We start from the raw sequence: 26,551 nt of genomic DNA, 5'->3' as shown, positions 1-26,551 counted from the left end.
TCCTGTTCCGGCCCCGACTTGCCCGCGAAGGGGCCAGAACAGGCGAGCGCTAGGCCAATGCCTCCACCACCTTGGCATCCAGCCCTTCCTGACCATGGACAGCAATCCACTCCCCCAGCTGCCGGCGCATCGCCGGTGTCCAGAAGCTCTGCAGATGCTGCCTCACCCCCTGCACCGCCAGCGCCCGGTTTGGCTCACTGTCGAAGTAGTGGGCGATCTGGTTGGCCATCTTGACCAGGTTGTCGCTGCTCATCGGCGCACCTCGGCTCTCTCCGCAGTGCGGCGTTCCTTCAGCAGGCGCCGCTGTTCGTCACTGAAGTCCTGGTAGCGTTTCTGCCATTCCGACGGGTGGAACACTTTCACCACCTCTACCGCCGTGACCTTGTACTCCGGGCAGTTGGTGGCCCAGTCGGAGTTGTCGGTGGTGATCACGTTGGCGCCAGACTCGGGGAAGTGGAAGGTGGTGTATACCACCCCCGGCGCCACCCGCGCACTGACCCTGGCACGCAACACGGTCTGCCCCGCGCGGCTGCCGATACCCACCCAGTCGCCCTCGCGGATGCCACGGCTTTCGGCGTCGCTGGGGTGGATCTCCAGCCGGTCGGCATCGTGCCAGGCGGTGTTGCCGGTACGCCGGGTCTGGGCGCCGACGTTGTACTGGCTGAGGATGCGCCCGGTGGTCAGCAGCAGCGGGAAGCGGCTGTTGACCTTCTCGTCGGTGGGCACATAACCGGTCAGCATGAAGCGCCCCTTGCCACGCACGAACTGGTCGATGTGCATGGTCGGGGTGCCGTCCGGGGCGGCGTCGTTGCAGGGCCACTGCAGGCTGCCGTGGCGGTCGATCTCGGCATAGCTGACGCGGTGGAAGCTCGGCGTCAGGCGGGCGATCTCGTCCATGATCTCGGCCGGGTGGCGATAGCTCATCGGGTAGCCCAGGGCGTTGGCCAGGGCCACGGTGGCTTCCCAGTCGGCCTTGCCGGCCAGTGGCTCCATGACCTTGCGCACCCGCGAGATGCGCCGCTCGGCGTTGGTGAAGGTACCGTCCTTCTCGAGGAACGAGCTGCCCGGCAGGAACACGTGGGCAAACTTGGCCGTCTCGTTGAGGAAGATGTCCTGCACCACCACACACTCCATCGCCCGCAGGGCGGCGGTGACGTGCTGGGTGTTGGGGTCGCTCTGGGCGATGTCCTCGCCCTGGCAGTACAGCGCCTTGAAACTGCCGTCCAGCGCCGCCTCGAACATGTTGGGGATGCGCAGGCCCGGGTCGGGCTGCAGGGTCACGCCCCAGGCCTGCTCGAACTCGGCGCGCACGCCTTCGTTGGAAATATGCCGGTAGCCGGGCAGCTCGTGGGGGAACGAGCCCATGTCGCAGGAGCCCTGCACGTTGTTCTGTCCGCGCAGCGGGTTCACCCCTACCCCTTCGCGGCCGATGTTGCCGGTGGCCATGGCCAGGTTGGCGATACCCATCACCGCGGTACTGCCCTGGCTGTGCTCGGTCACACCCAGCCCGTAGTAGATGGCCGCGTTACCGCCGGTGGCGTACAGCCGGGCGGCGGCGCGGATCTGCTCGGCGGGCACGCCGCATACAGGCCCCAGGGCCTCCGGGGCGTTTTCCGCCAGGCTGACAAAATCGCGCCAGCGGGCGAAGTCCTCGGTTTCGCAACGGGCGTCGATGAAACGCTGGGCCAGCAGGCCCTCACTGACGATCACGTGGGCCAGGGCGTTGAGCATGGCCACGTTGGTACCGGGGCGCAGCTGCAGGTGCAGGTCGGCACGGGCGTGGGGCGAGTCGACCAGGTCGATGCGCCGTGGGTCGATGACGATCAACCGTGCGCCCTGGCGCAGACGGCGCTTGAGCTGCGAGCCGAATACCGGATGGGCGTCGGTAGGGTTGGCGCCGATCACCAGGATCACGTCAGCCTGCATCACCGAGTCGAAGCTCTGGGTGCCTGCCGACTCACCGAGCGTCTGCTTCAGGCCATAACCCGTAGGCGAATGGCACACCCGCGCGCAAGTATCGACGTTGTTGTTGCCGAACGCCGTGCGCACCAGTTTCTGTACCAGGTAGGCTTCTTCGTTGGTGCAGCGGCTGGAGGTGATGCCGCCGATGGAGTCGCGCCCGTACTTGAGCTGGATACGGCGGAACTCGCTGGCGGCGTAGGTCACCGCCTCGTCCCAGCTGACTTCCTGCCAGGGGTCTTCCAGGCGTTTACGGATCATCGGTTTGGTGATGCGGTCGGGGTGGGTGGCATAGCCCCAGGCGAAGCGGCCCTTGACGCAAGCGTGGCCATGGTTGGCGCCGCCGTTCTTGTCCGGGACCATGCGCACCAGCTGGTCGCCCTTCATCTCGGCGCGGAACGAGCAGCCTACGCCGCAGTAGGCGCAGGTGGTGATCACCGCACGCTCGGGCTGGCCCAGCTGGACCAGGCTCTTTTCGGTGAGCGTCGCCGTCGGGCAGGCCTGCACGCAGGCGCCGCACGACACGCATTCGGAAGTGAGGAAGTTGTCGCCGCCGGCCGCCGCTACCCGCGAATCGAACCCGCGCCCGGTGATGGTCAGGGCGAAGGTGCCCTGGATGTCTTCGCAGGCACGCACGCACCGGCTGCAGACGATGCACTTGCTCGGCTCGTAGTTGAAATACGGGTTGGAGGTGTCCTTTTTCTCTGCCAGGTGGTTGGCGCCATCGTAGCCGTAGCGCACCTCGCGCAGGCCGACCTGGCCCGCGACGGTCTGCAGTTCGCAGTTGCCGTTGGCCGAGCAGGTCAGGCAGTCGAGCGGGTGGTCGGAGATATACAGTTCCATCACATTGCGCCGCAGGTCGGCCAGGCGTGAGGTTTGCGTGCGCACCACCATGCCCTCGGCAACCGGCGTGGTGCACGAGGCCGGGTAACCACGCATGCCTTCGATTTCCACCATGCACATGCGGCACGAACCGAACGCCTCAAGGCTGTCGGTGGCGCACAGTTTGGGGATGCTGGTGCCCAGCAGCGCGGCGGCGCGCATCACCGAGGTACCGGCCGGCACGCTGATGCTGCGGCCATCGATATTCAGGCTGACCTGCACGTCGCTGTCGCGGGCAGGCGTGCCCAGATCGGTTTCGGGGTCGAAGTAATTGATCACTGCGCGGCCTCCGTGGTGGTCAGCCCGAAATCGGCGGGGAAATACTTGAGGGCGCTGGCCACCGGGTAGGCGGTCATGCCGCCCATGGCGCACAGCGAGCCGTATTGCATGGTGTCGCACAGGTCGCGCAGCAGCAGGGCCTGGTCATGGCGCTCGCTGAAGTCGCTGGTCGCGATCAGCCGGTCGACCACCTCCATGCCGCGGGTCGAGCCGATCCGGCACGGGGTGCACTTGCCACAGGATTCCTCGGCGCAGAACTGCAAGGCGAAGCGCGCCATGCTGGCCATGTTCAGCGTGTCGTCAGCCACCACGACGCCGCCGTGGCCGAGCATCGCGCCCATGGCAGCGAAGGCCTCGTAGTCCAGCGGGGTATCGAAGTGGCTGGGCGGTACCCAGGCGCCGAGCGGCCCGCCGACCTGGGCTGCCTTGAGCGGGCGACCGCTGGCGGTGCCGCCGCCGTAGCCTTCCACCAGCTCGCGCAGGGTCAGGCCAAAGGCGCGTTCCACCAGGCCGCTGTGGCGGATATTGCCGGCTAGCTGGAACGGCATGGTGCCGAGCGAACGGCCCATGCCGAAATCGCGGTAGAACGCCGCGCCCTCGGCCAGGATGGTCGGCACCGAGGCCAGGGTGAGCACGTTGTGCACCAGTGTCGGCAGGCCGAACAGGCCTTCGAGCGCGGGCAGTGGCGGCTTGGCGCGAACGATGCCGCGCTTGCCTTCGATGGATTCGAGCAGCGCCGTTTCCTCGCCGCAGATATAGGCACCGGCACCTACCCGTACTTCCAGGTCGAAGGCCTGGCCGCTGCCGGCCACATCGCTGCCGAGGTACCCGGCGGCGCGGGCGATGGCGCTGGCCTGGTTGAGCACACGGATGGCATCCGGGTATTCCGAGCGCACATAGATGTAGCCTTGGTCGGCCCCGACGGCGAGGCCGGCGATGATCATGCCTTCGATCAGCAGGAAGGGGTCGCCCTCCATCAGCATCCGGTCGGCGAAGGTGCCAGAATCGCCCTCGTCTGCGTTGCACACCACGTACTTCTGCCCAGGCCTTGCGTCGCGCACGGTGCGCCACTTGATGCCCGCCGGGAACGCCGCGCCACCCCGACCGCGCAGGCCGGAATCGAGCACGCTGGCGACCACGGCGGCGCCGTCCAGCGCCACGGCATTTTCCAGGCCCTTGAAGCCGCCATGGGCACGGTAGTCGTCCAGCGACAATGGGCGGGTGATGCCGGCGCGGGCGAACAACAGGCGTTGCTGGGTTTTCAGGTAAGCCATTTCTTCGACCGGGCCCAGCGCCAGCGAATGACCACCGGGTTGGCCGACCAGCGCGTCGAGCAGCGACGGTACATCTGCCGGGCTGACCGGGCCGAAACCTTGGCGCCCTTGCGTGCTTTCACACTCCACCAGCGGCTCCAGCCAATAAAGCCCGCGTGAGCTGGTGCGCTGGATCTCGACCGGCAGCTGGCGGCGTTCGGCTTCCGAAAGGATGGCGGCGGCTACCTGGTCGGCACCAACCGCGCGTGCCACCGAATCACAGGGGATGAACAACTTCAGCATGTTTCGCCCTCCAGGCAACCGTTCACCAGCGCCCGCAGGCACTCGGGGGTAAGCCGTGCATGCAGCTGGCCGTCCAGCTCCAGCGCCGGCGAACAGGCACACGCACCCAGGCAATACACCGGGCGCAGGCTGATGGCACCGTCGGCGCTGGTGCCGTGGTCATCCAGCGCCAGCTGTTCGCGCAGTTGCGCGGCCAGGGCTTCGCTGCCACGGCTCTGGCACGATTCGGCGCGGCACAGGCGCAAGGTGTGACGGGCGGGCGGTGTGGTGCGGAAGTCGTGATAGAAGCTGATCACCCCGCGCACCTCGGCCAGGCTGAGGTTCAGGGCGTGGGCAATTTCCGGGACGGCGGCCTCGGGGATGAAGCCGATGGCTTCCTGGATGGTGTGAAGGATCGGCAACAGCGCGCCGGGGGTGTCCTTGTCACGGTTCAGGATGCTTTGGATAACGGGCAGGTGGAGCAGTTCATCAGGCATACAGCGGACCTCGGCATCACGGACCCGGCCTGAATTGTTATGGAGGGCAGGTATCCGGCGTGTTCTGCTGCGGCACACCGGCCACGTCACGGTGGCGTGGGCACGGGGGCCTCCTTGCCGATGGCCGTGCGTCTGCGCGCACTGGGCTCATGGGCATCCCACAAGCATGGCACTTGTGGCGCCGGGGGGTTGTATGCGAGCGACCAGGCGCATCCTGAAACCGACCTGAAGGCCTGTGCTGGTTTTGCTGGCCCCATCGCGGGCAAACCGCGAAGAGGCCCTTCAGCCAATCACCACATGGGGCAAGAACCGCGAACTGTCCTTGGTAATCAGCGAATCATCTTCGCGGATGCCTATCCCCGAAGCCCTGCCCCCCACCACCCAGGACCCGATCAGGGTATAGCTGTCAGCAAACTTCGGCAGTGGTGCAAACGCCTGCAGGATGTACGGCGCATCATCGTATGGCCCGTCCTCGAATACCCGCTCCCCCTCGGCGGTGCGGATATCCACATTGGCCCCTTCCCGCGAGAAATACGGCTTGCGTACCCAGCCCTTGGGCACCGGTAACTGCGGGCTGTCGTCGACAAAGGCCGGCAACAGGTTCGGATGGCCTTCATGCCACTCCCAGAGCAACGGCAGAATGCCTTTGTTGGAAATCAACGCCTTCCAGGGTGGCTCGACGAACTGCGTGTCGCAACCTGCAATCGCCTGGCCGAAGTCCTCGTGGAAGATGTGCTCCCAGGCATGCAGCTTGAACAACCGCGCAATCGCCCGCCCCTGCAGGTCGACGAAGCGGCCCTCGCCGTTCAGGCCGATGTCCTCCAGGTCGATATGCCGGGTGCGGATGCCGGCATGCTCGGCCATCTTGCGCAGAAAGTCGGTGGTGCCGCGGTCCTCCAGCGAACCGGAAATGGTCGAGAAATGGAACTCGCCATGCCCCGGCATCGCTGCAAATGCCTGCACCAGGTCCTCTGCCAGGGTATTGAACTGGCTCGCATCGGCGGGCAGAACGCCCCTCTGGATCTGCTCCTCCAGCCAGATCAGCTGAAACGCCGCCGCTTCATACAGCGAGGTGGGCGTGTCGTAGTTGGCCTCGATCAACTTCGCCGGGCCGTTGCCGTCGTAGCTGAAGTCGAAGCGCCCGTAGAGGTGCGCCTGCCCCTCTTGCCATGAGCGACGCACCAGATCGAAGAAGGCTGGCGGAATCGCCAGGCGCGCCATCAGTGCCTCGCTCTCTACGATGCGCCCAACCGCATCCAGGCACATCGCGTGCAGCTCTGTGGTCGGGGCATGCAGATCTTGCACCACCTGGGCCTCGCTGAACTGGTAGTAACCACGTTCGTCCCAGTAACGCTCACCGTCGATAGTGTGAAAAGCAAAGCCCTCGCGCAGGGCTGTCGTGCGCCAATCGGGGCGCTCCGCCAGTTCGACCTTGCGCATGCCTACCCCCCGAAGAAACTGCCGGATCTGCCGCCCCAACCGCTGCGCGCTGTGGCCTGGCCACCGAAGCCTCCGCGTATGACCGAGGCCGAGGTCGCGGAACGCGATTCATTGCGGCTTGAGCCGACGTAGCCACCTCCGCCCCCACTCGAAGAACTGCTGGTCTCTTCGTCCTGCTTCACTCGCTGAATGCCGCCGCCCGTGGCAGCGTAACGCTGGCCAAGCAAACCGTGCCGCTGGCCTGCACCGTCGCGATAGGCATACAACGGTTGCGCGTTGTATTGGCGGCCGGCGCTGTTGCCCATCTGCGCAAGCAGCATGCCGGCCACTGCGGCGGTGGCCACATGGCCGTAGCCACCGCCCTGGGCATAACCTGCGTCGAGCTGAGACTGCGTGACCTCAGCGCTGGTCTGCAACTCGAAGCCACTCATGCGCGGCATATAGCGGCCACCGACGGTGATCTGGCAACCGTCCGGGGTGAACTGCGCCTCACACTCCGCCTTGGTGAAGAACGTCGGCGCATTGCGCTGATAATCCGCCAGCGCCCGCTTGAAGGCATCGTTGCAGGCGGCTTCGGGCACCTTGTCGGCCACGCAGGCCGCCACGCTGTCGTAATTGCTTTGCTGGGTAACCGTGTACAGCTCTTCCTGCGGGCCGCAAGCGGTCAGCGCCAGCGGCAGCGAGCCGGCCAGCACCAACTTGACGGAGCTGCGTCGAATAGGTGGCTTCATCGGGAATCCTTGCACTTCAGGCCGCCGGCGTCATGCAGGCCGAATTGAGAAAGCCCACGCTGATTGCCACGCTGGCGGCGTAAATGGCCGCAGCCAGTTCGCCTTTGACGATGCGCCTGGACAGGTCGCGCAGCACCAGGCTGGTGAGGCCAAAGGCAAGCAATTGCACCACGGCTGCGATCACCACCCAGGCAACGAAGTCGAGAATGCTCACGCTGTAGGCGATGATGTTGCTGGCCGGCAGCGAGAAACCGATCAGCGAGCCACCCAGGGCGATGGCGGCCGCCGGATTGTTTTCACGGATCAGCGAAAACTCGCGGTGGGGCGTAATGCGTGTGTAGATGAACTGGAACAGCCAGAACAACAGCAGCGCCACACTGATATAGAGGATGAAGCCGGTCACCGCCGAAGCATTGAGTGACAGACGAAGCGCGTCGAGCATGGTGAATCCTTGTCAGGTTACGTTGAAGTCCGTGGGGAACAGGGTGATGCCCAGCGAGGTGGTGAAGGTGAGCGCGCCGTGCTCATCTTCTTCGAGGGAAAACAGCAGGAATTCGCGGCGGTCGAGCAGGCCCGTGTCGCGGGCATAAAGCATCGACAGGTGCTGGACCCCATAGCGGGCTTGCGGGTTGACCACCTGCTCATGGAACTGGACCAGCTCAGCCTGCCCTTGGGCCTGGCCCCATTGGCGGGAGTAAAGGCAGCCTTCATGGGTATAGATCGGCAGGCCGACCTTGGACAGGCAGCCGACCAGGTACTGCCGGTGCGCATCGTCGCGCACGGCAATGGCACTGTGGTAGCCGAACAGCACGATATCGCCCGGCTGGCTGCCGTGCATCAGCACTTGCAGCCAGTAATCTTCGTTGTCCAGGTAGTAACGCAACAGGCGTACTGACTGGCCAAGGTCGACCTCTCCACAGGCGCAGACTGTTTCCGGGCCGGGGAGTTGGAGTTCAGAGTAACCGTCGAGCAACGGTTCGAGCGTTCGGGCAGGTGTGAAAGTACAGCCATTGCGCAGGCCGAAAGGCGGGCTGGCCCGATTGAAAAGCGACATCAACTACTCCCTGGGGTCGCGGCGTTCCTTGCTGGGGGCGACACCTTAACGGGTTTGACCGCCAGGGCCAATACTGACGGTGTGAGCATTCTTGTCGCTGGAAATGTGATGTTACTACCGGCCTCATCGCCCGCTTGCCGGCGCCCCCTGAGTAGTGTGCAGTTCAGGCGACAGCCTGCTCCTCTGCCTTCTCTGCCTCCAGCGCCCTGACCAATGGCAACACCTGCTCACCGAAGTACGCCACTTCCTCCTGGAAATGCAGGAACCCGGACAGAATCAGGTCCACCCCCACCGCCTTCAACGCCACGATGCGCTCGGCAATCTGCTGCGGTGTGCCGATCAGGTTGGTCTTGAAGCCGTCGTTGTACTGCACCAGGTCTTCGAAGCTGGACTTGGCCCAGTTACCCTCGCCTTCCGGGCTGGCGGAACCGGCATGCTTCACTTCATGCCCGAAAGCCTTCACTGCCTCGGGGTTGGCCTTGTCGATGATCTCCTGCAACACCGCCCGTGCCTGTTCCTCGGTATCGCGGGCGATGATGAAGGCATTCACCCCGATCTTTACCGAATGCCCGTTGGCAGCGGCCTTGGCACGAATATCGTCGACCTGTGCCTTGATCCCTTCTACCGTATTGCCGTTGGTGAAGTACCAGTCCGACACCCGCGCCGCCATGTCCCGCGCCGCCCGCGAACTGCCGCCCTGGAAGATTTCCGGGTGCGGCTGCTGCAACGGCTTGGGCTTGAGGTTGTAGTTGCGAAAGCGATAGAAGTCGCCGTTGAAGGTGAAGTTGTCTTCGGTCCAGATGCCCTTGAGCGCCCGGATGAATTCTTCGGAGCGGCGATAGCGTTCGTCATGGTCCAGCCACGGCTCACCAATGGCATGGAACTCGCCCTTGAACCAGCCCGATACCACGTTGATGGCGACACGGCCATTGGTGAACTGGTCGATGCTCGCCAGCTGCTTGGCCGCCAGCGCCGGGTTCCATGGGCCCGGCAGAATGGCAGCAATAACCTTGAGCTTCTCGGTGGCCGCCAGCAGCGCGTGGCTGATGGTGACCGACTCGTGCTGGTTGTCGGCGCCGTAGCCGGCGGTGAAGCGGATTTGTGACAAGGCGTAGTCGAAACCGGCCCGCTCGGCGATCTGCGCCAGTTTGCGGTTGTAGCCGATGTCCCAGCTGGTGCGCTGCTCGATGGTGCTGACCACCAGGCCACCACTGACGTTGGGGACCCAGTAGGCGAATTTGATCGGTTGCTGGCTCATGAGGGTGCTCCTTGGCAGGACCTGTGAAAGTCCAGGGAGCAGAGCAGCAACCGTGCCAGGGCAGAAAGTGCTTCAAGTTCAACGAGATGCCGAAAAGATTTTGAATAGTTGCCTGCCTCCAGCAAGGCAAGCTGCTGAAACACTGTGCGCCAGCGAACACCTACACCGCTAGCCGAGCCAAATGCTGCAAGGTATGGATTACCTTTTGATCTCTCACCTCCAGTACATCCGCTTGAATCCGCGCGATTTGTAGGAGCGGCCTTGTGTCGCGAAAGGGCTGCGAAGCAGCCCTTTCGCGACACAAGGCCGCTCCTACAAAGACTGCGTTGGCTTTGAGTTCAGCGTCTTACCGCTGAAATCAGTGCAGCGTGTGCACCTGAGGAATCACCCTGCCGTAATGATTTGTTAAGACTTTTTCTATAATTCGTTAACGCAATTTTCACATGCCACCCTCTAGCGTCACTGCCTTTCCGGCAGCCCCCCCTTTTTGGGTTGCCGCCATGGTTCTACGAGGCACACGTGGCAAACACCGCATCCCCATCCGCGTCCAAGCGCGTGGACTGGGCCGGCCTGGGCTGGCTCCTGCTGTTCTTCTGGTATTTCTCCGGCGTCACCCAGTCGCTTCTGCTGTTCAGTGGCACCACCGGTTTCGCGGGCTTCCGTGACGCCCTGTTCCTCAGCACCCTGTGGTTGGTCCCGGTTCTGCTGCTGCCACGCCTCACCCGCGCCCTCTCCGCCGTCATCGGCATGGTGTTGTGGGCTGCCTCGCTGGTGGGTTTGAGCTACTTCGGCATCTACCATCAGGAGTTCTCGCAAAGCGTCATCTTCGTGATGTTCGAGTCGAACACCGCCGAAGCAGGCGAATACTTCAGCCAGTACTTCAGCATTGGCCTGATGCTCGGCCTGGTGGCGTACACCGTGGGCGCGGTATTGCTGTGGACTCGCATCCGCCCGGTCACCCTGAGCCTGCGCAGCCGCGTCCCGGTGGCGGTGCTGTTGCTGGTCGCCAACCTGGTGATGCCGTTCTACAAGCAGATGGTCACCCAGGAACGCAACTTCGCCGATGCGGCAGAGAAAGTGCAGCAACGCATGGAACCTGCCGTGCCTTGGCAACTGGTGGTCGGCTACCGCCAATACCTGCAACAGCTGAACAACATGCAGAACCTGCTGGCCCAGAACGCCGCCCTGCCCCCGCTGCAGAACCTCCAGGACAGCAGCGGCGAAGCCCCGCGCACCCTGGTACTGGTGCTCGGTGAGTCGACCACCCGCGAGCACATGCACCTGTACGGCTACAACCGCGACACCACCCCAAACCTGGATGCCCTGGCCGCCGCCGACAAGAGCCTGACCGTGTTCCAGAACGTGGTCACCCCGCGCCCTTACACCATCGAGGTGATGCAGCAGATTCTCACCTTCGGCGACGAAGAACACCCCGACCGCTTCCTCACCGAGCCGTCGCTGATGAACCTGATGAAACAGGCGGGCTACAAGACCTTCTGGATCACCAACCAGCAGACCATGACCAAGCGCAACACCATGCTCACCACCTTCTCGCAGCAGACGGACGAGCAGGTGTACCTGAACAACCAGCGCAACCAGAACGCCAGCCAGTACGACGAAGTGGTGCTGCCACCGTTCGAAAAGGCCCTGCAGGACCCGGCGCCGAAGAAGTTCATCATCGTCCACTTGCTGGGCACGCACATGGACTACCGCTACCGCTACCCGGATGCCTATCAGCACTTCACCGATCGCAAAGGTGCGCCTGACGCGCTGACCGATGACCAGGTAGAAACCTACAACTTCTACGACAACGCCGTGCGCTACAACGACTTCGTGGTGTCGAGCCTGATCAAGCAGTATTCGGCGACCACGCCCAACGGCTTCCTGCTGTACTTGTCCGACCACGGCGAAGACGTGTACAGCTCCGGCAACCACGACCGCCTGGGCCGCAACGAAGGGGCACCGACCCGGCCGATGTACACCGTGCCGTTCCTGCTGTGGACTTCACCCAACTGGCAGGCCGAACACCCACGGGATCTGCAGTCGATGGCCAACCGTTCCTACAGCAGCTCGCACCTGATTCATACGCTGTCGGACCTGGCAGGGTTGAGTTACGACAAGTACGAACCGGCCAAGAGCCTGGTGAACGCGCAGTTTGCCGCAACACCTCGCTGGATCGGTGACCCCTACCGTAAAGACGGGCTGCATGAGTTTGACCTGCTGCCGCAGGACAAGGCGGAACACAAGCAGGAAACGGCTGCCAACGCTCAGAAGTAGCGATCGGCTACATGGCTGTCCGAAGGCCGAAGGCGAGGTTACCGACCACGCCATCGGCCTTTTTTCTTGCCCCGCTGGCACACCTGCCTGATGACACAATCTTCATACCTTAGTTACAACGCGAACAAAGCAAGCGGCTTTAATTGAAGCTATGGGCGCTTGCAACAACTGCGGGGACGTAAAACATGGGCGAACTTGAAGCACTCAACCGCACCCTTTTCCTGCTGATCAACGCTGGCGGTGACACGCCGCACTGGATGATTCAGCTCGCCATCGGCATCGCTGCCGGCCTGATCTACCTGCTTCCTGTGCTGCTGGGCTTCTGGTTATGGGGGAGCTCTGGCGAGCGCAGGCTGATGCTGAAAGCGACTTTGATTACCGTGATCGCCTTGCTCGCCAACCAGCTCATCTGGGCAGTCTGGCCACACCCAAGGCCATTCATGATGGGCTTGGGGCACACGTGGATGATGCATGCACCCGATTCATCATTCCCAAGCGACCACATGACCGTGTTCGGCTGCATCGGCTTGACCTTGCTGCTGGATGGTTTGTCGGGCTGGGGGGTGGTCATTCTGCTGACCGGGTTGAGCGTTGCCTGGGCGCGGGTATTCCTGGGCGTGCACTTCCCGCTCGACATGGTGGGGGCGATGGTCGTTTCGTTTTTGGTGTATGCAGGGTTCTCGCCTGTCTGGAAACGTATCGGCCTGCCTGTCACCAACCTGGTGCAACGGTGCTATCGCAGCCTGATGGCGGTGCCGATCAGGGCGGGTTGGCTGCGGGGCTGAGGTAAAACCGACGTTGCGTCGCCATCCTGGCAGCGGGCAGGCACAGGCCTGCCACTCTTGGTAAACTAGGGCAACTTTTCCCGAAGGCCGATCTGGCGAGGTCACTGACCGCGCCATCGGCCTTTTTCCATGTTCCGATCGTTGCCCTGGCCCACAATGCCCCTAGAACAGACCACGAACCCAAGTACTACAAGGCCTGAGCCCTCCCGCCGCTTCAGCGTTGCGCCGATGATGGATTGGACTGACCGCCACTGCCGGTTCTTCCTGCGCCTGCTCTCCAAGCAAACCCTGCTCTACACCGAAATGGTCACCACCGGCGCCCTGCTGCACAACGACGCCCACCGTTTCCTGCGCCACGACGTCTCCGAGCACCCGCTGGCCCTGCAACTGGGCGGCAGCGTGCCGGCTGACCTGGCCGCCTGTGCCAAGCTGGCCGAGGAAGCTGGCTACGACGAGGTCAACCTCAACGTTGGCTGCCCGAGCGACCGGGTGCAGAACAACATGATCGGCGCCTGCCTGATGGCCCACCCGGCGCTGGTGGCCGATTGCGTGAAGGCCATGCAGGATGCGGTAGCCACGCCGGTGACGGTGAAGCACCGCATCGGCATCAATGGCCGCGACAGCTATGCCGAGCTGTGCGATTTCGTCGGCCAGGTGCGTGAGGCCGGTTGCCGCAGTTTTACCGTGCATGCGCGGATCGCGATTCTCGAGGGGCTGTCGCCGAAGGAAAACCGTGAGATCCCACCGCTGCGCTACGACGTGGCCGCGCAGTTGAAGGCGGACTTCCCGGACCTGGAGATCGTGCTCAATGGCGGGATCAAGACCCTGGCGGAGTGCCAGACGCATCTGGCGACCTTCGATGGCGTGATGCTGGGGCGTGAGGCATACCACAACCCTTATCTGCTGGCCGAGGTGGACCAGCAATTGTTTGGCAGCGAGGCAGCTGTGGTGAGCCGCAGTGAGGCGCTGGAGCAGTTGCGGCCTTATATCGTGGCGCATATGGAAAGCGGGGGCGCGATGCATCACATCACCCGGCATATCCTGGGGCTGGGGCAAGGCTTCCCGGGGGCGCGGCGGTTCCGGCAGTTGCTGTCGGCGGATATTCACAAGGCGGCGGAGCCGTTGAAGGTGTTCGATCAGGCGGCGGAGTTGATGCAGGGGCGGTGAGGTTCGGAAAGGGATAGGGCTGCCGGAGCATTTCAGCGCCTGTGAGATCGAGCGCCGCGCGGGCGGCGCATCGCGGATAAATCCGCTCCTACATCTGTTGCAACGTGCCGAGCCTGTTACGCCATGGTCGTCCGCCTTGGCGCATGTCTTGAGCCGTGCAAATCGGCTGACAACCATGGCCTGACAGGCATGGCCACGTTGCAAAAGATGTAGGAGCGGATTTATCCGCGATGCGCCGCGCGGGCGGCGCTCGATCTGATAGGCGCTAACACCCTCAAGATGAACCCCAGGGAACCTCGCGCCAGCTGCTGACTCGAATCATCACCTTCGGTAACTCCGCCCTGCCCCACAGGCCTCTTGAGCGCCCGTCTGGGCTCGGGTAATGTCGAGTAAATGCACAGGACAGAGCACGCCATGACCTCCAAGCTGGAACAACTCAAGCAGTTCACCACCGTGGTCGCCGACACCGGGGACCTGGATGCCATCACCCGCCTCAAGCCGGTCGATGCCACTACCAACCCGTCGCTGCTGCTCAAGGCCGCCGCCATGCCGGGCTATGCCGAGCTGCTCAAACAGGTGAAGGCCGATGCCAAGGGCAATGTCGACCTGGCCTGCGACAAGTTCGCGGTGGCCGTGGGCGCGGGCATCCTCAAGGTCATCCCGGGGCGCATCTCCACCGAGGTGGACGCGCGCCTGTCGTTCGATGAGCCAGCCCTGCTGAACAAGGCGCGCCAGCTGATTGCCCTGTACGAAGCCGCAGGGGTGTCGAAAGACCGCGTGCTGATCAAGCTGGCCTCCACCTGGGAAGGCATCCGCGCCGCCGAGAAGCTGGAAAAAGAAGGCATCCAGACCAACCTGACCCTGCTGTTCTCCTTCGCCCAGGCCCAGGCTTGCGCCGATGCCGGGGTGTTCCTGATTTCGCCGTTCGTGGGCCGTATCTACGACTGGTACAAGAAGAGCACCGGCCAGGAATACGTCGGCGCCGAAGACCCGGGCGTGCAGTCGGTCACGCGCATCTACAACTACTACAAGGCCAATGGCTACGACACCGTGGTCATGGGCGCCAGCTTCCGCAATCTCGGCCAGATCGAACAACTGGCTGGCTGCGATCGCCTGACCATCAGCCCGGACCTGCTGGACAAACTCGGCAGCGACCAGGGCGAACTGCCACGCATCCTGAAACCAGGCAATGCCGGCGAAGCCAAGCAGGTGCTGAACGAAAGCCAGTTCCGCTGGGCGATGAACGAGGATGCCATGGGCACCGAGAAGCTGGCCGAAGGTATTCGCCAGTTTGCCCGGGATCAGGAAAAACTCGAGAAGTTGATGGCTGAAAAAGCCTGATACATCTAAGGTTTGCCAGGCGGGCGGGAAATGTTCAGCATTTTCCGCCCGTTGTGTTTCAGCGGGCTGTGAACGCGTTCTGACTCCAAAGGCAAAATGACCTCATCCCCACTGCCCCTCGTACTCGCCGGCCCGGTACTGCGCCGCCTCGAACCGCAAAGGCTGGCCATCTGGCTGGTCGGCAGCCAGCCCCTGCAACCCGAATTCATCTTCGACGGCACCGCACGGGTCGAGTGCCAGATCGTCGCGGTTGGCCAGCACGCCTTCATTCACCTGCTGGACATCCACTTCGCCGAGCCCCTGCCGCGCAACATCGCCGTCGAATACGACCTGCTGATCAATGGCCAGGGCATTGCCGACTGGGCCCCGCACCTGCTTTACCCCGGTAGCCAACGCCCCAGCCTGGTGCTGCGCGAGCGCCTTGACCACCTGCTGCATGGGTCCTGCCGCAAACCCCATCACCCGGCCGCCGATGGCCTGCTCTGCGCCGACCGCCTGCTGCTGGCCTGCCAGCACCCCCAGGAGCGCCCCGCCGTAATGTTGATGACCGGCGACCAGGTTTACGCCGATGACGTCGCCGGCCCGATGCTGCGCGCCATTCATTCGCTGATCGAGCGCCTGGGCCTGTTCGACGAAGCACTGGACGGCGCGGTAGTCAGCGACAGCCAGGCGCTCTACCGCCATCCAGCCAGCTACTACCATCGCGCCGACCTGCTGCCTGCCCAGGCAAGCAACGAAACCCTGCGTGAGCGCTTCTTCGGCGGCAAGCGCAAACCGATCTTCTCCTCCAGCAATGCCGACAACCACCTGGTGACCTTCGCCGAGGTCATGGCCATGTACCTGCTGGTGTGGTCGCCGCAGCCCTGGCGCCTGATTGAACTGAACATGCCCGCAGGCCTGAGCCCTCGGCACCAGCAGCGCTACCGCGAGGAACTGCCGCTGATCGAGGCCTTCGCCGCCAACCTGGGCCAGGTGGCGCGGGTGATGGCCCACCTGCCCTGCCTGATGATCTTCGACGACCACGACATCACCGACGACTGGAACCTCTCGGCGCAGTGGGAACAAACCGCCTACGGCCACCCGTTCTCGCGGCGGATCATCGGCAATGCGCTGCTCGGCTACCTGCTGTGCCAGGCCTGGGGCAATGACCCGGATGCCTGCACCGGGCTGGTCGGGCAGTGCCAGTCACTGCCCCGGCAGCAGGACCAGCTGATTGGCGAGCTGCTGCGCTTCCAGGGCTGGCAGTACAGCCTGCCCAGCGAGCCACCGCTGCTGGTGCTGGACACCCGCACGCGCCGCTGGCGCAGCGAAAGCGACCTGGGCAAGCCGTCCGGCCTGCTCGACTGGGAAGCGCTGTGCGAGCTGCAGCAGGCACTGCTGGACCACCCTTCGGCGGTCATCGTGTCACCGGCACCGATCTTCGGCGTCAAGCTGATCGAGAGCGTGCAGAAGGTGTTCAGCTGGCTGGGTTATCCGCTACTGGTGGATGCCGAGAACTGGATGGCCCACCGTGGCGCAGCACAGGTCATCCTGAACATCTTCCGCCATTCGCGCACACCTGGGCATTACGTGGTCCTGTCGGGTGATGTGCACTATTCGTTCGTCTACGAGGTGCTGATCCGCCATCGCCAGCGCAGCCCGCACCTCTGGCAGGTGACCAGCAGCGGCATCAAGAACGAGTTTCCACGGCGCCTGCTGGACGTGCTGGACCGGCTCAACCGCTGGCTGTACTCACCACGCTCACCGCTGAACTGGTTTACCAAGCGCAGGCAGATGGAGGTAGTGCCACGTACGCCCAGCCGCAGCAGGGCTGGGGAGCGGCTCTGGAATGGGGCGGGATTGGGGCAGGTGTTCTTCGATGAACAGGGGCGGCCGGCGCGCGTGCTTCAGTTGAGTGCGGATGGCAGTGAAGCAACCGAGTTTGCACCTGACAATCAATAAAAGGCTGAGTTGTACAGTGGATTTTCGGGCCTATTCGCGGGCAAGCCCGCTCCCACAGGAAAATTACTGGCTTCGAAGCCTGTGCTTTACCTGTGGGAGCGGGCTTGCCCGCGAACAGGCCGGCACAGGCTGAGCATCAGGTCCGCTCCAGCGCATTCACCAGGTCATGGAAGGCTTCGCGGTTGGAGTCGTTCAGCCCCATGAGAATCTTGTGCGCCTCCAGCACCTTGGAGCGCACCACATCCTCGTTCTGATCCTGCGACGGCAGGTCGGTCAGGCACTCAGGGCGTGGTACCGGGCGGTCGACGATGTTGAACACCTGATCGAAGCCCATGGATTGCAGCAAGCGGGAAATATCCGGGTTGGTGGTGACCACGGTCGGCAGCAGGCCCACCTTCTGCCGCGACAGGATCGACAGCTTGGCCAGCAAGCCCAGGGTGGTGCTGTCGATGCTTTCGGTTTCGGTCAGGTCGATGACAATGGTCGAGAAGTTCAGCGCGGTGAAAATCTTCTCGATCGTCGCATCCAGTGCCGAACACAGGGTCAAGCGCACTTCACCGACGAATTTCAGTACAAAGGTACCGCTCTGCTCGGCGAACTGGATTCTACCGGTACTCATTGAAGGTTCCTGCTCAACACCAATAGGGCGATATCATCCGGCATCTCCCCAAGCGTAGCCAATCCGAATCGTTGGCGCAGCCCATCCAGGCTACCACCCGCCGCCTTGACGATATCCGGCAAGGCAGCTTCTTTATCTTTGAGCGTATGCCCCGGCAAAAGGTCCAGAATGCCATCGGACATCAGGCTCAGGCTGAACTGCGGCGGCAGCTCGATCACCAGGTCCTGGTAGCTCGCTTCGTCGAACAACCCCACCGGCAGGCCCCGGCCCTCAAGGTAGCGGGCCTCGCCAGGGGTATAGAGCACCGGCAGCGGCAGGTGGCCACCCACGGCGTAAGTCAGCAGGCCGGTTTCTTCATCGATCACGCCACCCACCATGGTCACGTGCTTGCCCAGCTTGCAGTTGATCAGGCCGCGGTTGATGTGGCTGAGCACTTCCGAAGGCTTGAATTCACGCAGCTTGCTGCTGCGCTTGAATTCGAACAACAGCCGCGTGGTCATGAACTTCAGCAACACCGTGACGAACGCCGAAGACGCGCCATGCCCGGAGACATCAGCCAGGTAGAAGGCAATGCGCCGCTCATCCACACGGAAGTAGTCGGCGAAATCGCCCGACAGGTACAGCGACGGGATGATCTGGTGCTCGAAAGTGAACTCGCCAAGCTTCCAGGGGCTTTCCGGCAGCATGTTCATCTGCACCTGGCGACCAGCGGTCTGATCCTCCTGCAACAGGTGCAGGCTGGCCTCCAGCTCGCGGTTGGCCGCTTCCAGCTTGTCGCGGTAACGCTGGTTTTCCAGCACCAGGCGCGAGCGGTCGAGCGCCCGGCGCACAGAGTGTTCAAGTACGGCCAAGTCTTCCAGCGGCTTGATCAGGTAGTCAGCGGCACCCAGGCGCAAGGCCTCGACCGCATCGCTCATCACGCCGGCACCGGACACCACGATCACTGGCAACTGCGGCGCGCGCTCGCTGATCTGGCGGATCAGTTCGAGGCCGCCCATCTGCGGCATGCGCAGATCGCAGATCACGAGGTCGGGCTGGTGTTCTTCGAAGACCTGGAGCCCCTGCTGGCCATTACTGGCCTGGAGGACGCTGAAGCCACTGTCTTCCAGATAGGCGGCGAGGCTCGCACGGACCACGTCGTCATCATCGATGATCAGCAGCGTTGCACTGATTTTCTGCATGTGGGCGAACGGCGCCGATTTGGGGTGGTGCAGGGGCGTCTGCAAGGCTGACATCCAACTGCTGGAATACTCTGTGGTAACGCTCTACTTGAGTTGTAGGCCAATAACTCGGGCCAGGCAACCGGCAGAGGCAACTCGTAAGGCGCAGACGGTACTCCCATCCGCCAGGGGTTTCAAGCATACGTCGGTCGAGTTCGCTGCTCTTTACAGGGCAAATCACCGAGAGTTATAAGAATGCCAACCAGTACAACTTATTGGGAAGGATGCAGCATGCCTCAGACGCCCTCCAATCACAGCGAGAAACGCGATTTCATCCGCATGCGCATCGACACCGAGGTCAGCCTGCTGCACGAGGGGCAGGTGATCGCCGCGGTGTGCCTGGACCTTTCCAGTGGCGGCATGCAGGTGCAGGCGCCGCAGCAATTCAAGGTCGGTGACCACCTGGAGGTGCGTATCGATTCCGATCACCCGGCACTCAGGGGCCTGCATGCCAGTACCGAGGTGGTGTGGATCGCCGACCAGCCCGCCGGGCAGCAGAAGTTGGGCTTGCGTATCTTGGCCATGCATTGAGCTGTTACAAAAACGGCGACCCGAAGGTCGCCGTTTTTTTTGCCTGCAACGATCAGAAGTCGTCTTCGACTTCGCCGTCATTGACCTTGAACTCGCGGTTCTGCAGGTAGGCATTGCGAATGAAGATGTACTTGTCACCCTGAATCAGCTTCTCGGCCGGCAGCAGGCTGGCCCGAGTGTCGACCACGTTCAGAGCGAAGATCGAGTTACGCACCGGCACATCGTTGATGTAGCGGTAGGGTTCGGTGTAGGTGTCCGGGTACTTGGCCAGGCCGTCACGCACGGTGCTTGGGCCGAGCAGAGGGATCACGACGTACGGACCGCTTGGTACGCCCCAGTGGCCGAGGGTCTGGCCGAAGTCTTCGTCGTTGCGCTGCAGGCCCATCTTGGTGCCGACATCGAAGAAACCGCCAAGGCCGAACACGGTGTTGACGATCAACCGCGCAGTATCCACGCCTGCCGCATGCGGTTTGAGCTGCAGCACGTTGTTGGCAAGGTTGGTCACATCGCCGACGTTGTTGAACATATTGTGGATGCCATCCTGCAAGAACTGCGGAGTAACCCACTGGTAGCCCTTGGCCAATGGCTTGAGGCCATAGGTGTCGATCGTATCGTTGAAACGGAAGATCGGACGGTTGACCGCTTCCCAAGGATCTTCCTCGGTGGCGGCATGGGTGGCTGCCACAGGCGCCAGCAGCAGGCTGGCGCAGACAAAGGCCTGGGTGACTCGTTCGATCACACCGGCACCGATCCTACGCATAGATGTTTCTCCATCGAATTTCTCGGCCGCAAGCGCAACGGATGCGCTGCTGTACGGCGGCAGTATAGAGGCTTGCACGCTGATAATCAGCTTTACACATTTTTACTCAATAAATTGTGAACAACTGTTGCTCGTCACAGCACGGTAACAATCGTCCAATAGCCTGCGGACTATTTCAGGGACGTTACCATGCTCGCTGCACCTGCCATTACCGCTGTGCTGTTCGGCCTGCGCGGCTGCCTGGTCCAGGCCACCGACGGCAGCCCCCTGCCCGCCCCTGGCGCCCTGGATACGCTGGCCGGCCTGCGCCACGCGCAGGTGCCGTGCATCTGGCTGGACGACCTGAGCAGCCTGCAGAGCAGGCGCCTGGCCAGCGTGCTGCCGGACTGGCTGCCGGGGCACTCGGTCAATGGCGTGCGCTGGCCGGCGCCGAACGCCTGCTGGCAGGCCCTGATGAGCCTGGACAGCGAACGCCTGGAAGGTTGCGTGCTGGTCAGCGGTGAACCGAAACTCCTGCAATCAGGCCTCAATGCCGGCCTGTGGACGGTGGGCCTGGCTGGCTGCAGCCCCTCGTGCAACCTCAGCTCTGCGCAATGGCAGGCCATGACCCAGCAAGAGCAGGACCTGGCCCGTGGCAAGGCTACACTGGCCCTGTTCAGCCTGGGTGTACACTCGGTGATCGACCACCTCGAAGAGCTGGACACCTGCCTTGCGGACATCGCCCTGCGCTGCAGCAAGGGCGAAAAACCCTGATACAGCCCCATTGATGCGGATCATGCAAAGCACCAGCGAGTGGATTACGCTAGAGACAGGCTAGAACCTTTGCCGCTTCGCTGAGGTCCATGCCTTTGCCAAGCCATTGATGGAGAACAGCCAATGCCTGCCCGCGAATTGCAAGAGCGCTTGAACAGCCTGCGCGAGCAACTGGACCGCAACGTACCGCTTTCGGATGAAGAACTGGCCGCCCTGCATGAAGAGGCCAGGCAGATCGAAGCGCAGTTGAAGCTCGAGGAAGCTACACCGGACAACAACGTGGTTGACGGGGTAAACCTGGCGATCGAACGTTTCGAGGCCGATCACCCGGATTTGACCGCCACCTTGCGCAGCATTGCCAACTCCCTGCACAGCATGGGGATCTGAATTGCCGGGGGCGCTCCGGCACCCCGGCAAGGCCGCTCCTACAGAGAAACGTATTCCCCTGTAGGAGCGGCCTTGTGTCGCGAACGGGCTGCAAAGCAGCCCCAACTACACAGAAGTTACTGCCGAACCAGTCGCAGGTTCACCGGGCTGATCGTGCCGGTGCTGCGGTACGGGTTGATGTCCAGCCCGCCGCGGCGCACATACCGCGCATACACGGTCAGGTGCTCAGGCTGCAGCAGGTTCTTCAAGTCCAGGTAGATCCGCTCCACGCACTGCTCATGGAAGTCGGCATGCTGGCGGAAGCTGATCAGGTAGGTCAGCAGGCTGGCATGGTCCAGCGCCCTGCCCTTGTACTCCACCACCACGCTGCCCCAGTCCGGCTGGCCGGTCACCGGGCAGTTGGATTTGAGCAGGTGGCTGTGCACCGTCTCTTCGACAATACGCTCCGCGTCGCAGCTCAGCAGTTCCGGTTGCGGCTGCTCGTAGTTGTCGATCGCCACATCCAGCGCATCGATGCACTGCCCAGGCAAGGCAACCACGCCTTGCGCCTCTACTTCCGCCAGGGTACGCACCTGCACACCCACCGGCTTGCCAGCAGCGGCCGACAGGTCTTTCACCAGGCATGCCTGCAGTTCGCTGATCGAGGCGAACACGGTCTGGTTCAATGAGTTGAGGTAGAGCTTGAACGATTTCGATTCGATGATGTTCGGTGAATCGGCCGGAATGGCGAATTCACCGATAGCCACGACCGGCTTGCCCGAAGGCAGCAGCCACGAAAGCTCGAAGCAGTTCCAGTAGTCCACGCCCTGCCATGGCAGGGTCTGGGCGGTCACACCCAGCTCCGCCCACTTGGCCGTGCGCGGTATCGGGAACAACAGCGAAGGCGTGTAGGTGGCAATGTATTCGCTGGACTTGCCCAGCGGGGAATGTTCGGCGGCGGGATGCATGGAAACTGACCTGAAGGTTCGAAATTGCCCCTAGTCTACCGGTTTTGCACCCCGCCTTGCAGGCCCGGTTACTCGATGGTCAGCACCCCGACCATACCGGCCTGGTAGTGCCCCGGAACATTGCAGGCGAACTCGATGGGTGCCGACTTGCGGAAGGTCCAGGTCAGCTCGGCGCGCTGGCCAGGCTGTACCAGCACGGTGTTGCCGGCATCGTGGCCATGGGCACCGTGGTCCATCGGTTTGGCAGGCGCATGGCCCATCTGCGAATGGTCCATGCCCTCATGCTGCATGGCGGCGTTGTACATCTTGCCCTGCATGGCGATCATCTCTTTCTGGTGCTCGGCATGCATGGCCTTGTCACCCAGGTTGAACTCATGGGGCAGCTTGCCTTCGTTGATTACCACGAAGCGCACGGTCTCGCCCGCCTTTACCTGCAGGCTGGTGGGCTCGAAGGCGATGTCTTTGAGCACCACTTCGACGGTGCGGCTGGCCTTGGCAGCCGGGGCCGGCTCGCCAAATGCAAAGGTTTTCGCCTCGCCTGCCAGGGTGGGCAGGCTGACCAGGGCCAGGGCGGCGGCGATGAACAGGTGTTTCATGATGACTCCGAAGATCACAGCGGGATGAGACCACTCTAGAAAGGTGCGGCTGGCGCTTGGCTGACAGGAAGATTACAACTTTGTCAGCTTGGGCGAGCAGGCACATCGTCACGTATCATTTCAGCCATCACCCTACCCCGCAGGAGCCCCATGAAACTGCTGATCGTCGAAGACCAGGCCCGCACCGGCCAGTACCTCAGCCAGGGCCTGAGCGAAGCCGGCTTCGCCACCGAGCTGGCCAGCGACGGCGAAACCGGCCAGTTCCTGGCCCTGACCGGCGACCACGACTTGCTGATCCTCGACGTGATGCTGCCCGGGCGTGACGGCTGGCAAATCCTGCAGGCCGTGCGCACTGCCGGGCTGGACACTCCGGTGCTGTTCCTCACCGCCCGCGACGCCGTCGAGGACCGCGTGCACGGCCTGGAACTGGGGGCCGATGATTACCTGGTCAAGCCGTTCGCCTTCTCCGAGCTGCTGGCCCGGGTGCGCAGCCTGCTGCGCCGCGGTGCCAGCCCCAGCCAGGACACCACCCTGACCCTCGCCGACCTGCGCCTGGACCTGATCCGCCGCCGCGCCGAACGGGCCGGCACGCGCATCGACCTGACCGCCAAGGAGTTCGCCCTGCTCGAACTGCTGCTGCGTCGCCAGGGCGAGGTACTACCCAAATCGCTGATTGCTTCGCAAGTCTGGGACATGAACTTCGACAGCGACACCAACGTCATCGAAGTGGCGGTACGCCGCCTGCGCCTGAAGATCGACGACCCGCACCCGAACAAGCTGATTCACACCGTGCGCGGCATGGGCTACGTGCTCGAAGAGCGCCACGACTGATGCGCAGGCTTTCCCTCGGCACGCGCCTGGCCCTGCTGTTTGCCGCCTGTACCGCCGCCGTGTCGCTGGGCGCGGGGCTGCTGTTCAACCGTGCCAGCGAGCAGCATTTCGTCGAGCTGGACCAGCAACTGCTGGAGTCGCGCCTTTCTCTGTTTCGTAGCCAGCTCGCCGGCCTGAAGAGCCCCGAGCAACTGCAAGGCCGCTTGCCAGCGCTGCGCAACGAGCTCAGCCACCAGGCTGACCTGGCACTGCGAATTGATGGCCCCGACGGTGCGAACTGGTTCGCCAGCCGCGACGGCCTGCCTGGTACACCGTCGGCATCCGCACTGACGACCCTGCACGCAGACGGCGTCGATTACCGCAGCCTGGCCGCAGCACCGAACGACCAGACCGCTGCGCGGCTGACACTGTTTCTCGACATCACCCATCACCAGCACTTCCTGCAAGGCATGCAGCGCCTGATCTGGCTCACCGTCGGGCTGTCGGCCCTGGCCACTGCCTTGCTCGGTGCCTGGGCCGCGCGCAGCGGCTTGCGACCCTTGCGCCAGATGGGCCGGGTGGCCGCCAGCGTGTCGGCGCGCTCACTGACCACGCGCCTGCCGGTGGCGCAGATGCCTGAAGAGCTGGCGGAACTGGCCACTACCGTGAACGCCATGCTGCAACGCCTGGACGACGCCTTCCAGCGCCTGTCGGCATTCTCCGCCGACATCGCCCACGAACTGCGCACGCCGCTGTCCAACCTGCTGACCCACACCCAGGTCACCCTCACCCGCCCGCGCAGCCTGGAGGAATACCGCGAGGCACTGCATGGCAACCTTGAGGAACTGCAGTGGATGGCGCAGATGATCAACGACATGCTGTTCCTCGCCAAGGCCGACCATGGCCTGCTGGTGCCGGGGCAGACGGCGCTGGCCTTGCACGATGAAGTGGATGCATTGCTGGAGTACTACGCGCCGCTGGCCGAGGACAATGAAGTGCAACTGCTGCGCGACGGCGAAGCGGTGTTGCAGGGTGATCGGCATATGCTGCGCCGGGCCCTGTCGAACCTGCTCGACAATGCCCTGCGCTTCACGCCGGCAGGCGGGCAGATACGGGTGACGCTGGAGCCGGGCTTGCGGATTTGCGTGGCCAATACCGGGGCGGCCATTGAAGCGGCGGCATTACCCCGGCTGTTTGATCGATTCTACCGGGTGGACCCGGCGCGGCGGGAAGGTAGCAGCGAGCATGCGGGGCTGGGGTTGGCGATTACCCGGTCGATCGTGCAGGCCCATGGAGGGAGCATTCGGGCGCAGAGCCAGGATGGCTGGACAAGGTTTGTGATCGAACTACCTGAAACTCGGTGAAATGGGGGCTGCTGCGCAGCCCTTTCGCGACACAAGGCCGCTTCTACAGGAATACACGATACCTTTGTAGGAGCGGCCTTGTGTCGCGAAAGGGGCACGAAGCGCCCCCAGGATCTCAGGCAGACATCAGACCGCCAGGCCTATCGCCGGCTGCACCTGCGACGCCCGATAAGCCGGGTAGATGGTCGCCAGGAAGCTCATCACCAGCCCCGCCGCGCAAATCATCAGCACATCCCCGCCCTGCAGTTCGGACGGCAAGCTGCTGACGAAGTACACATCTGAAGTGAAGATGTGCTGCCCACTCACCCGCTCCAGCCAGCCGACGATCTGGCTGACATTGAGCGCAGCGACCACCCCCAGCACACCGCCGATCAAGGTGCCGACAATGCCGATCAGGCTGCCCTGGACCATGAACGTGCCCATGATCTGTGCCGGCGTGGCACCCAGGGTACGCAGGATGGCAATGTCCGGCCCCTTGTCGTTCACCACCATCACCAACGTGGCGATGATGTTGAACGCCGCTACTGCGATGATCATCAGCAGCAACAGGCCGATCATGGTCTTTTCCATCTTCATCGCGCTGAACAGGCTGCCCTGGGTGTGCGACCAGTCGTCGGCGCGATAGCTATCGCCCAAGCCGGCCGCGATGGCCTTGGATACCTGTGGCGCGGCATACAGGTCATGCAGCTTCAGGCGCACGCCTTGTACCTGGCCTGGCGCCCAGCGCTGCATTTCACCAGCGTCGGCCACATGCATGTAGGCCTGCGAGCCGTCCAGCTCGGCACCGACCTTGAAGATGCCGACCACGGTCAGGCGCTGCATGCGCGGGGTGATGCCACCGGGTTCCTTGCTGATTTCCGGCACGATCAGCGTCAGCTTGTCGCCGGTGTTGAGGCGAAAGCGGCGCGCGGTGAGCTCGCCGATGACCACGCCATATTCACCCGGCTGCAGGTCCTGCAGGCGGCCCTGAACGATATGCTGGCCAACGATGGACACCTTGCCCTCTTCGGCCGGGTCGATGCCGCTGACCTGGATCGGCTGCATTGCGCCCTTGTACGAGAGCATGCCTTCCATCTCGGTGATCGGCGCCGCAGCCATCACTGCCGGATTCTGCAACGCAGCGTCGGCCGCCTTGTGCCAGTCGTCCAGCGGCTGCACGCCAAGGATCGAGGCATGCGGGACCAGGCCGAGAATGCGCGAGCTCATTTCACGCTGGAAGCCGTTCATCACCGACAGCACCACGATCATCGCCAGCACGCCCAGCGACAGGCCGATCATCGAGGTCATCGAGATGAACGAGATGAAGTGGTTGCGGCGCTTGGCCCGGGTGTAGCGCGCGCCAATGAAGATGGGCAAGGGTCTGAACATGTAGGAAACACCCAATTAAAACGGGAAAACGGGGCGGCGCTGCCACCCCG

At 63.3% G+C, this 26,551-nt stretch carries 25 protein-coding genes; 10 read left to right on the top strand and 15 right to left on the bottom strand.

Annotated elements, in window-relative coordinates; all coding sequences use genetic code 11:
• Positions 1-49 precede the first annotated feature (49 nt).
• The 9 genes from BUQ73_RS06915 to sfnG all read right to left on the bottom strand — a co-directional run bounded on the left by BUQ73_RS06915 (position 50) and on the right by sfnG (position 9,635).
• A complete protein-coding gene (locus BUQ73_RS06915) occupies positions 50-253 on the bottom strand; it encodes a formate dehydrogenase subunit delta (protein WP_079227184.1) in 204 nt (67 codons plus the stop codon).
• Positions 250-3,120 carry a formate dehydrogenase subunit alpha gene (gene fdhF, locus BUQ73_RS06910; protein ID WP_079227183.1) on the bottom strand — a complete coding sequence of 957 codons (2,871 nt, stop codon included), beginning with the start codon at positions 3,118-3,120 and terminating at the stop codon, positions 250-252. Before fdhF ends, BUQ73_RS06915 begins: the two co-directional genes overlap by 4 nt.
• The gene (locus tag BUQ73_RS06905) at positions 3,117-4,676 is read right to left on the bottom strand and encodes a formate dehydrogenase beta subunit (protein ID WP_079227182.1); all 1,560 of its coding nucleotides are present in this window, start codon (positions 4,674-4,676) and stop codon (positions 3,117-3,119) included. Before BUQ73_RS06905 ends, fdhF begins: the two co-directional genes overlap by 4 nt.
• On the bottom strand, positions 4,670-5,152 hold the full coding sequence (locus BUQ73_RS06900) for a formate dehydrogenase subunit gamma (protein ID WP_079227181.1): 483 nt from the start codon (positions 5,150-5,152) through the stop codon (positions 4,670-4,672). The genes BUQ73_RS06905 and BUQ73_RS06900 overlap by 7 nt, the downstream gene beginning before the upstream one ends.
• A 282-nt stretch (positions 5,153-5,434) precedes the next feature.
• On the bottom strand, positions 5,435-6,592 hold the full coding sequence (locus tag BUQ73_RS06895; RefSeq protein ID WP_079227180.1) for a glutathionylspermidine synthase family protein: 1,158 nt from the start codon (positions 6,590-6,592) through the stop codon (positions 5,435-5,437).
• Positions 6,593-6,594: 2 nt separating this feature from the next.
• Positions 6,595-7,323: a DUF1190 domain-containing protein gene (locus tag BUQ73_RS06890; RefSeq protein WP_079227179.1), complete on the bottom strand. Its 729-nt coding sequence runs from the start codon at positions 7,321-7,323 to the stop codon at positions 6,595-6,597.
• 16 nt (positions 7,324-7,339) lie between these two features.
• Entirely contained in the window at positions 7,340-7,765 is a 426-nt protein-coding gene (locus BUQ73_RS06885; protein WP_027919591.1) for a DUF350 domain-containing protein, read from the bottom strand.
• Positions 7,766-7,777: 12 nt separating this feature from the next.
• A complete protein-coding gene (locus BUQ73_RS06880; protein WP_079227178.1) occupies positions 7,778-8,377 on the bottom strand; it encodes a DUF2491 family protein in 600 nt (199 codons plus the stop codon).
• 163 nt (positions 8,378-8,540) lie between these two features.
• Positions 8,541-9,635 carry a dimethylsulfone monooxygenase SfnG gene (sfnG, locus tag BUQ73_RS06875; RefSeq protein ID WP_079227177.1) on the bottom strand — a complete coding sequence of 365 codons (1,095 nt, stop codon included), beginning with the start codon at positions 9,633-9,635 and terminating at the stop codon, positions 8,541-8,543.
• A 519-nt stretch (positions 9,636-10,154) separates the two neighbouring features.
• Between sfnG and BUQ73_RS06870 the strand changes: the two genes are divergently transcribed.
• From BUQ73_RS06870 to BUQ73_RS06850, 5 genes are all read left to right on the top strand, one after another.
• On the top strand, positions 10,155-11,912 hold the full coding sequence (locus BUQ73_RS06870; RefSeq protein WP_079227176.1) for a phosphoethanolamine transferase CptA: 1,758 nt from the start codon (positions 10,155-10,157) through the stop codon (positions 11,910-11,912).
• A 185-nt stretch (positions 11,913-12,097) separates the two neighbouring features.
• Positions 12,098-12,697 (top strand): phosphatase PAP2 family protein, encoded by a 600-nt coding sequence (locus tag BUQ73_RS06865; RefSeq protein ID WP_079227175.1) that lies wholly within the window; start codon positions 12,098-12,100, stop codon positions 12,695-12,697.
• A gap of 156 nt (positions 12,698-12,853) precedes the next feature.
• The gene (gene dusA / locus BUQ73_RS06860) at positions 12,854-13,864 is read left to right on the top strand and encodes a tRNA dihydrouridine(20/20a) synthase DusA (RefSeq protein WP_079227174.1); all 1,011 of its coding nucleotides are present in this window, start codon (positions 12,854-12,856) and stop codon (positions 13,862-13,864) included.
• A gap of 414 nt (positions 13,865-14,278) precedes the next feature.
• Positions 14,279-15,205 carry a transaldolase gene (gene tal, locus BUQ73_RS06855; RefSeq protein ID WP_079227173.1) on the top strand — a complete coding sequence of 309 codons (927 nt, stop codon included), beginning with the start codon at positions 14,279-14,281 and terminating at the stop codon, positions 15,203-15,205.
• 96 nt (positions 15,206-15,301) lie between these two features.
• The gene (locus BUQ73_RS06850) at positions 15,302-17,146 is read left to right on the top strand and encodes an alkaline phosphatase D family protein (RefSeq protein WP_079227172.1); all 1,845 of its coding nucleotides are present in this window, start codon (positions 15,302-15,304) and stop codon (positions 17,144-17,146) included.
• 136 nt (positions 17,147-17,282) lie between these two features.
• Here the strand turns inward: BUQ73_RS06850 and rssC are convergent, their stop codons facing one another.
• A complete protein-coding gene (gene rssC, locus BUQ73_RS06845; protein ID WP_027919583.1) occupies positions 17,283-17,765 on the bottom strand; it encodes an anti-sigma factor antagonist RssC in 483 nt (160 codons plus the stop codon).
• Positions 17,762-18,946, bottom strand: a complete 1,185-nt coding sequence (rssB, locus tag BUQ73_RS06840; protein WP_060483984.1) for a two-component system response regulator RssB — start codon at positions 18,944-18,946, stop codon at positions 17,762-17,764. The genes rssC and rssB overlap by 4 nt, the downstream gene beginning before the upstream one ends.
• A 270-nt stretch (positions 18,947-19,216) precedes the next feature.
• Here rssB and BUQ73_RS06835 point away from each other — a divergent pair, with 270 nt between their 5' ends.
• Positions 19,217-19,516 (top strand): PilZ domain-containing protein, encoded by a 300-nt coding sequence (locus BUQ73_RS06835; protein WP_027919581.1) that lies wholly within the window; start codon positions 19,217-19,219, stop codon positions 19,514-19,516.
• Between the two features lie 52 nt (positions 19,517-19,568).
• Here the strand turns inward: BUQ73_RS06835 and BUQ73_RS06830 are convergent, their stop codons facing one another.
• A complete protein-coding gene (locus tag BUQ73_RS06830; protein WP_079227171.1) occupies positions 19,569-20,276 on the bottom strand; it encodes a VacJ family lipoprotein in 708 nt (235 codons plus the stop codon).
• 189 nt (positions 20,277-20,465) lie between these two features.
• On the opposite strand from BUQ73_RS06830, the gene BUQ73_RS06825 reads away from it, so the two are divergent.
• Both BUQ73_RS06825 and BUQ73_RS06820 read left to right on the top strand, forming a co-directional pair.
• Positions 20,466-21,029 carry a hypothetical protein gene (locus tag BUQ73_RS06825; protein ID WP_027919579.1) on the top strand — a complete coding sequence of 188 codons (564 nt, stop codon included), beginning with the start codon at positions 20,466-20,468 and terminating at the stop codon, positions 21,027-21,029.
• 123 nt (positions 21,030-21,152) lie between these two features.
• Positions 21,153-21,416, top strand: a complete 264-nt coding sequence (locus tag BUQ73_RS06820) for a DUF4404 family protein (protein ID WP_027919578.1) — start codon at positions 21,153-21,155, stop codon at positions 21,414-21,416.
• Positions 21,417-21,532: 116 nt separating this feature from the next.
• Here the strand turns inward: BUQ73_RS06820 and queF are convergent, their stop codons facing one another.
• Both queF and BUQ73_RS06810 read right to left on the bottom strand, forming a co-directional pair.
• Positions 21,533-22,363, bottom strand: coding sequence for an NADPH-dependent 7-cyano-7-deazaguanine reductase QueF (gene queF, locus BUQ73_RS06815; RefSeq protein ID WP_079227170.1), 831 nt, complete (start codon positions 22,361-22,363; stop codon positions 21,533-21,535).
• 68 nt (positions 22,364-22,431) lie between these two features.
• Positions 22,432-22,959, bottom strand: coding sequence for a cupredoxin domain-containing protein (locus tag BUQ73_RS06810; protein ID WP_079227169.1), 528 nt, complete (start codon positions 22,957-22,959; stop codon positions 22,432-22,434).
• Positions 22,960-23,109: 150 nt separating this feature from the next.
• On the opposite strand from BUQ73_RS06810, the gene cinR reads away from it, so the two are divergent.
• Together cinR and BUQ73_RS06800 are read left to right on the top strand one after the other, a co-directional pair.
• Positions 23,110-23,790, top strand: coding sequence for a two-component system response regulator CinR (gene cinR / locus BUQ73_RS06805; protein WP_079227168.1), 681 nt, complete (start codon positions 23,110-23,112; stop codon positions 23,788-23,790).
• Positions 23,790-25,133 (top strand): heavy metal sensor histidine kinase, encoded by a 1,344-nt coding sequence (locus BUQ73_RS06800; protein WP_192858690.1) that lies wholly within the window; start codon positions 23,790-23,792, stop codon positions 25,131-25,133. The genes cinR and BUQ73_RS06800 overlap by 1 nt, the downstream gene beginning before the upstream one ends.
• Before the next feature lie 126 nt (positions 25,134-25,259).
• On the opposite strand, the gene BUQ73_RS06795 is transcribed toward BUQ73_RS06800, so the two are convergent.
• The gene (locus BUQ73_RS06795) at positions 25,260-26,501 is read right to left on the bottom strand and encodes a lipoprotein-releasing ABC transporter permease subunit (RefSeq protein WP_079227166.1); all 1,242 of its coding nucleotides are present in this window, start codon (positions 26,499-26,501) and stop codon (positions 25,260-25,262) included.
• Positions 26,502-26,551: the final 50 nt, after the last annotated feature.

The sequence above is a fragment of the Pseudomonas putida genome, assembly GCF_002025705.1.
Taxonomy (GTDB): Bacteria; Pseudomonadota; Gammaproteobacteria; order Pseudomonadales; family Pseudomonadaceae; genus Aquipseudomonas; species Aquipseudomonas putida_J.
This window is presented reverse-complemented; position numbering and strand designations above follow the sequence as displayed.

Excerpts from the sequence above, each read along its gene's own strand:
- sfnG (WP_079227177.1), bottom strand. The coding sequence starts at position 9,635 with ATGAGCCAGCAACCGATCAAATTCGCCTACTGGGTCCCCAACGTCAGT.
- BUQ73_RS06900 (WP_079227181.1), bottom strand. The coding sequence starts at position 5,152 with ATGCCTGATGAACTGCTCCACCTGCCCGTTATCCAAAGCATCCTGAAC.
- BUQ73_RS06895 (WP_079227180.1), bottom strand. The coding sequence starts at position 6,592 with ATGCGCAAGGTCGAACTGGCGGAGCGCCCCGATTGGCGCACGACAGCC.
- BUQ73_RS06915 (WP_079227184.1), bottom strand. The coding sequence starts at position 253 with ATGAGCAGCGACAACCTGGTCAAGATGGCCAACCAGATCGCCCACTAC.
- BUQ73_RS06835 (WP_027919581.1), top strand. The coding sequence starts at position 19,217 with ATGCCTCAGACGCCCTCCAATCACAGCGAGAAACGCGATTTCATCCGC.
- BUQ73_RS06850 (WP_079227172.1), top strand. The coding sequence starts at position 15,302 with ATGACCTCATCCCCACTGCCCCTCGTACTCGCCGGCCCGGTACTGCGC.
- BUQ73_RS06885 (WP_027919591.1), bottom strand. The coding sequence starts at position 7,765 with ATGCTCGACGCGCTTCGTCTGTCACTCAATGCTTCGGCGGTGACCGGC.
- BUQ73_RS06820 (WP_027919578.1), top strand. The coding sequence starts at position 21,153 with ATGCCTGCCCGCGAATTGCAAGAGCGCTTGAACAGCCTGCGCGAGCAA.
- BUQ73_RS06810 (WP_079227169.1), bottom strand. The coding sequence starts at position 22,959 with ATGAAACACCTGTTCATCGCCGCCGCCCTGGCCCTGGTCAGCCTGCCC.
- BUQ73_RS06865 (WP_079227175.1), top strand. The coding sequence starts at position 12,098 with ATGGGCGAACTTGAAGCACTCAACCGCACCCTTTTCCTGCTGATCAAC.
- queF (WP_079227170.1), bottom strand. The coding sequence starts at position 22,363 with ATGCATCCCGCCGCCGAACATTCCCCGCTGGGCAAGTCCAGCGAATAC.
- rssB (WP_060483984.1), bottom strand. The coding sequence starts at position 18,946 with ATGCAGAAAATCAGTGCAACGCTGCTGATCATCGATGATGACGACGTG.
- BUQ73_RS06800 (WP_192858690.1), top strand. The coding sequence starts at position 23,790 with ATGCGCAGGCTTTCCCTCGGCACGCGCCTGGCCCTGCTGTTTGCCGCC.
- tal (WP_079227173.1), top strand. The coding sequence starts at position 14,279 with ATGACCTCCAAGCTGGAACAACTCAAGCAGTTCACCACCGTGGTCGCC.
- BUQ73_RS06795 (WP_079227166.1), bottom strand. The coding sequence starts at position 26,501 with ATGTTCAGACCCTTGCCCATCTTCATTGGCGCGCGCTACACCCGGGCC.
- BUQ73_RS06880 (WP_079227178.1), bottom strand. The coding sequence starts at position 8,377 with ATGTCGCTTTTCAATCGGGCCAGCCCGCCTTTCGGCCTGCGCAATGGC.
- rssC (WP_027919583.1), bottom strand. The coding sequence starts at position 17,765 with ATGAGTACCGGTAGAATCCAGTTCGCCGAGCAGAGCGGTACCTTTGTA.
- BUQ73_RS06830 (WP_079227171.1), bottom strand. The coding sequence starts at position 20,276 with ATGCGTAGGATCGGTGCCGGTGTGATCGAACGAGTCACCCAGGCCTTT.
- BUQ73_RS06890 (WP_079227179.1), bottom strand. The coding sequence starts at position 7,323 with ATGAAGCCACCTATTCGACGCAGCTCCGTCAAGTTGGTGCTGGCCGGC.
- BUQ73_RS06905 (WP_079227182.1), bottom strand. The coding sequence starts at position 4,676 with ATGCTGAAGTTGTTCATCCCCTGTGATTCGGTGGCACGCGCGGTTGGT.
- dusA (WP_079227174.1), top strand. The coding sequence starts at position 12,854 with ATGCCCCTAGAACAGACCACGAACCCAAGTACTACAAGGCCTGAGCCC.
- BUQ73_RS06825 (WP_027919579.1), top strand. The coding sequence starts at position 20,466 with ATGCTCGCTGCACCTGCCATTACCGCTGTGCTGTTCGGCCTGCGCGGC.
- cinR (WP_079227168.1), top strand. The coding sequence starts at position 23,110 with ATGAAACTGCTGATCGTCGAAGACCAGGCCCGCACCGGCCAGTACCTC.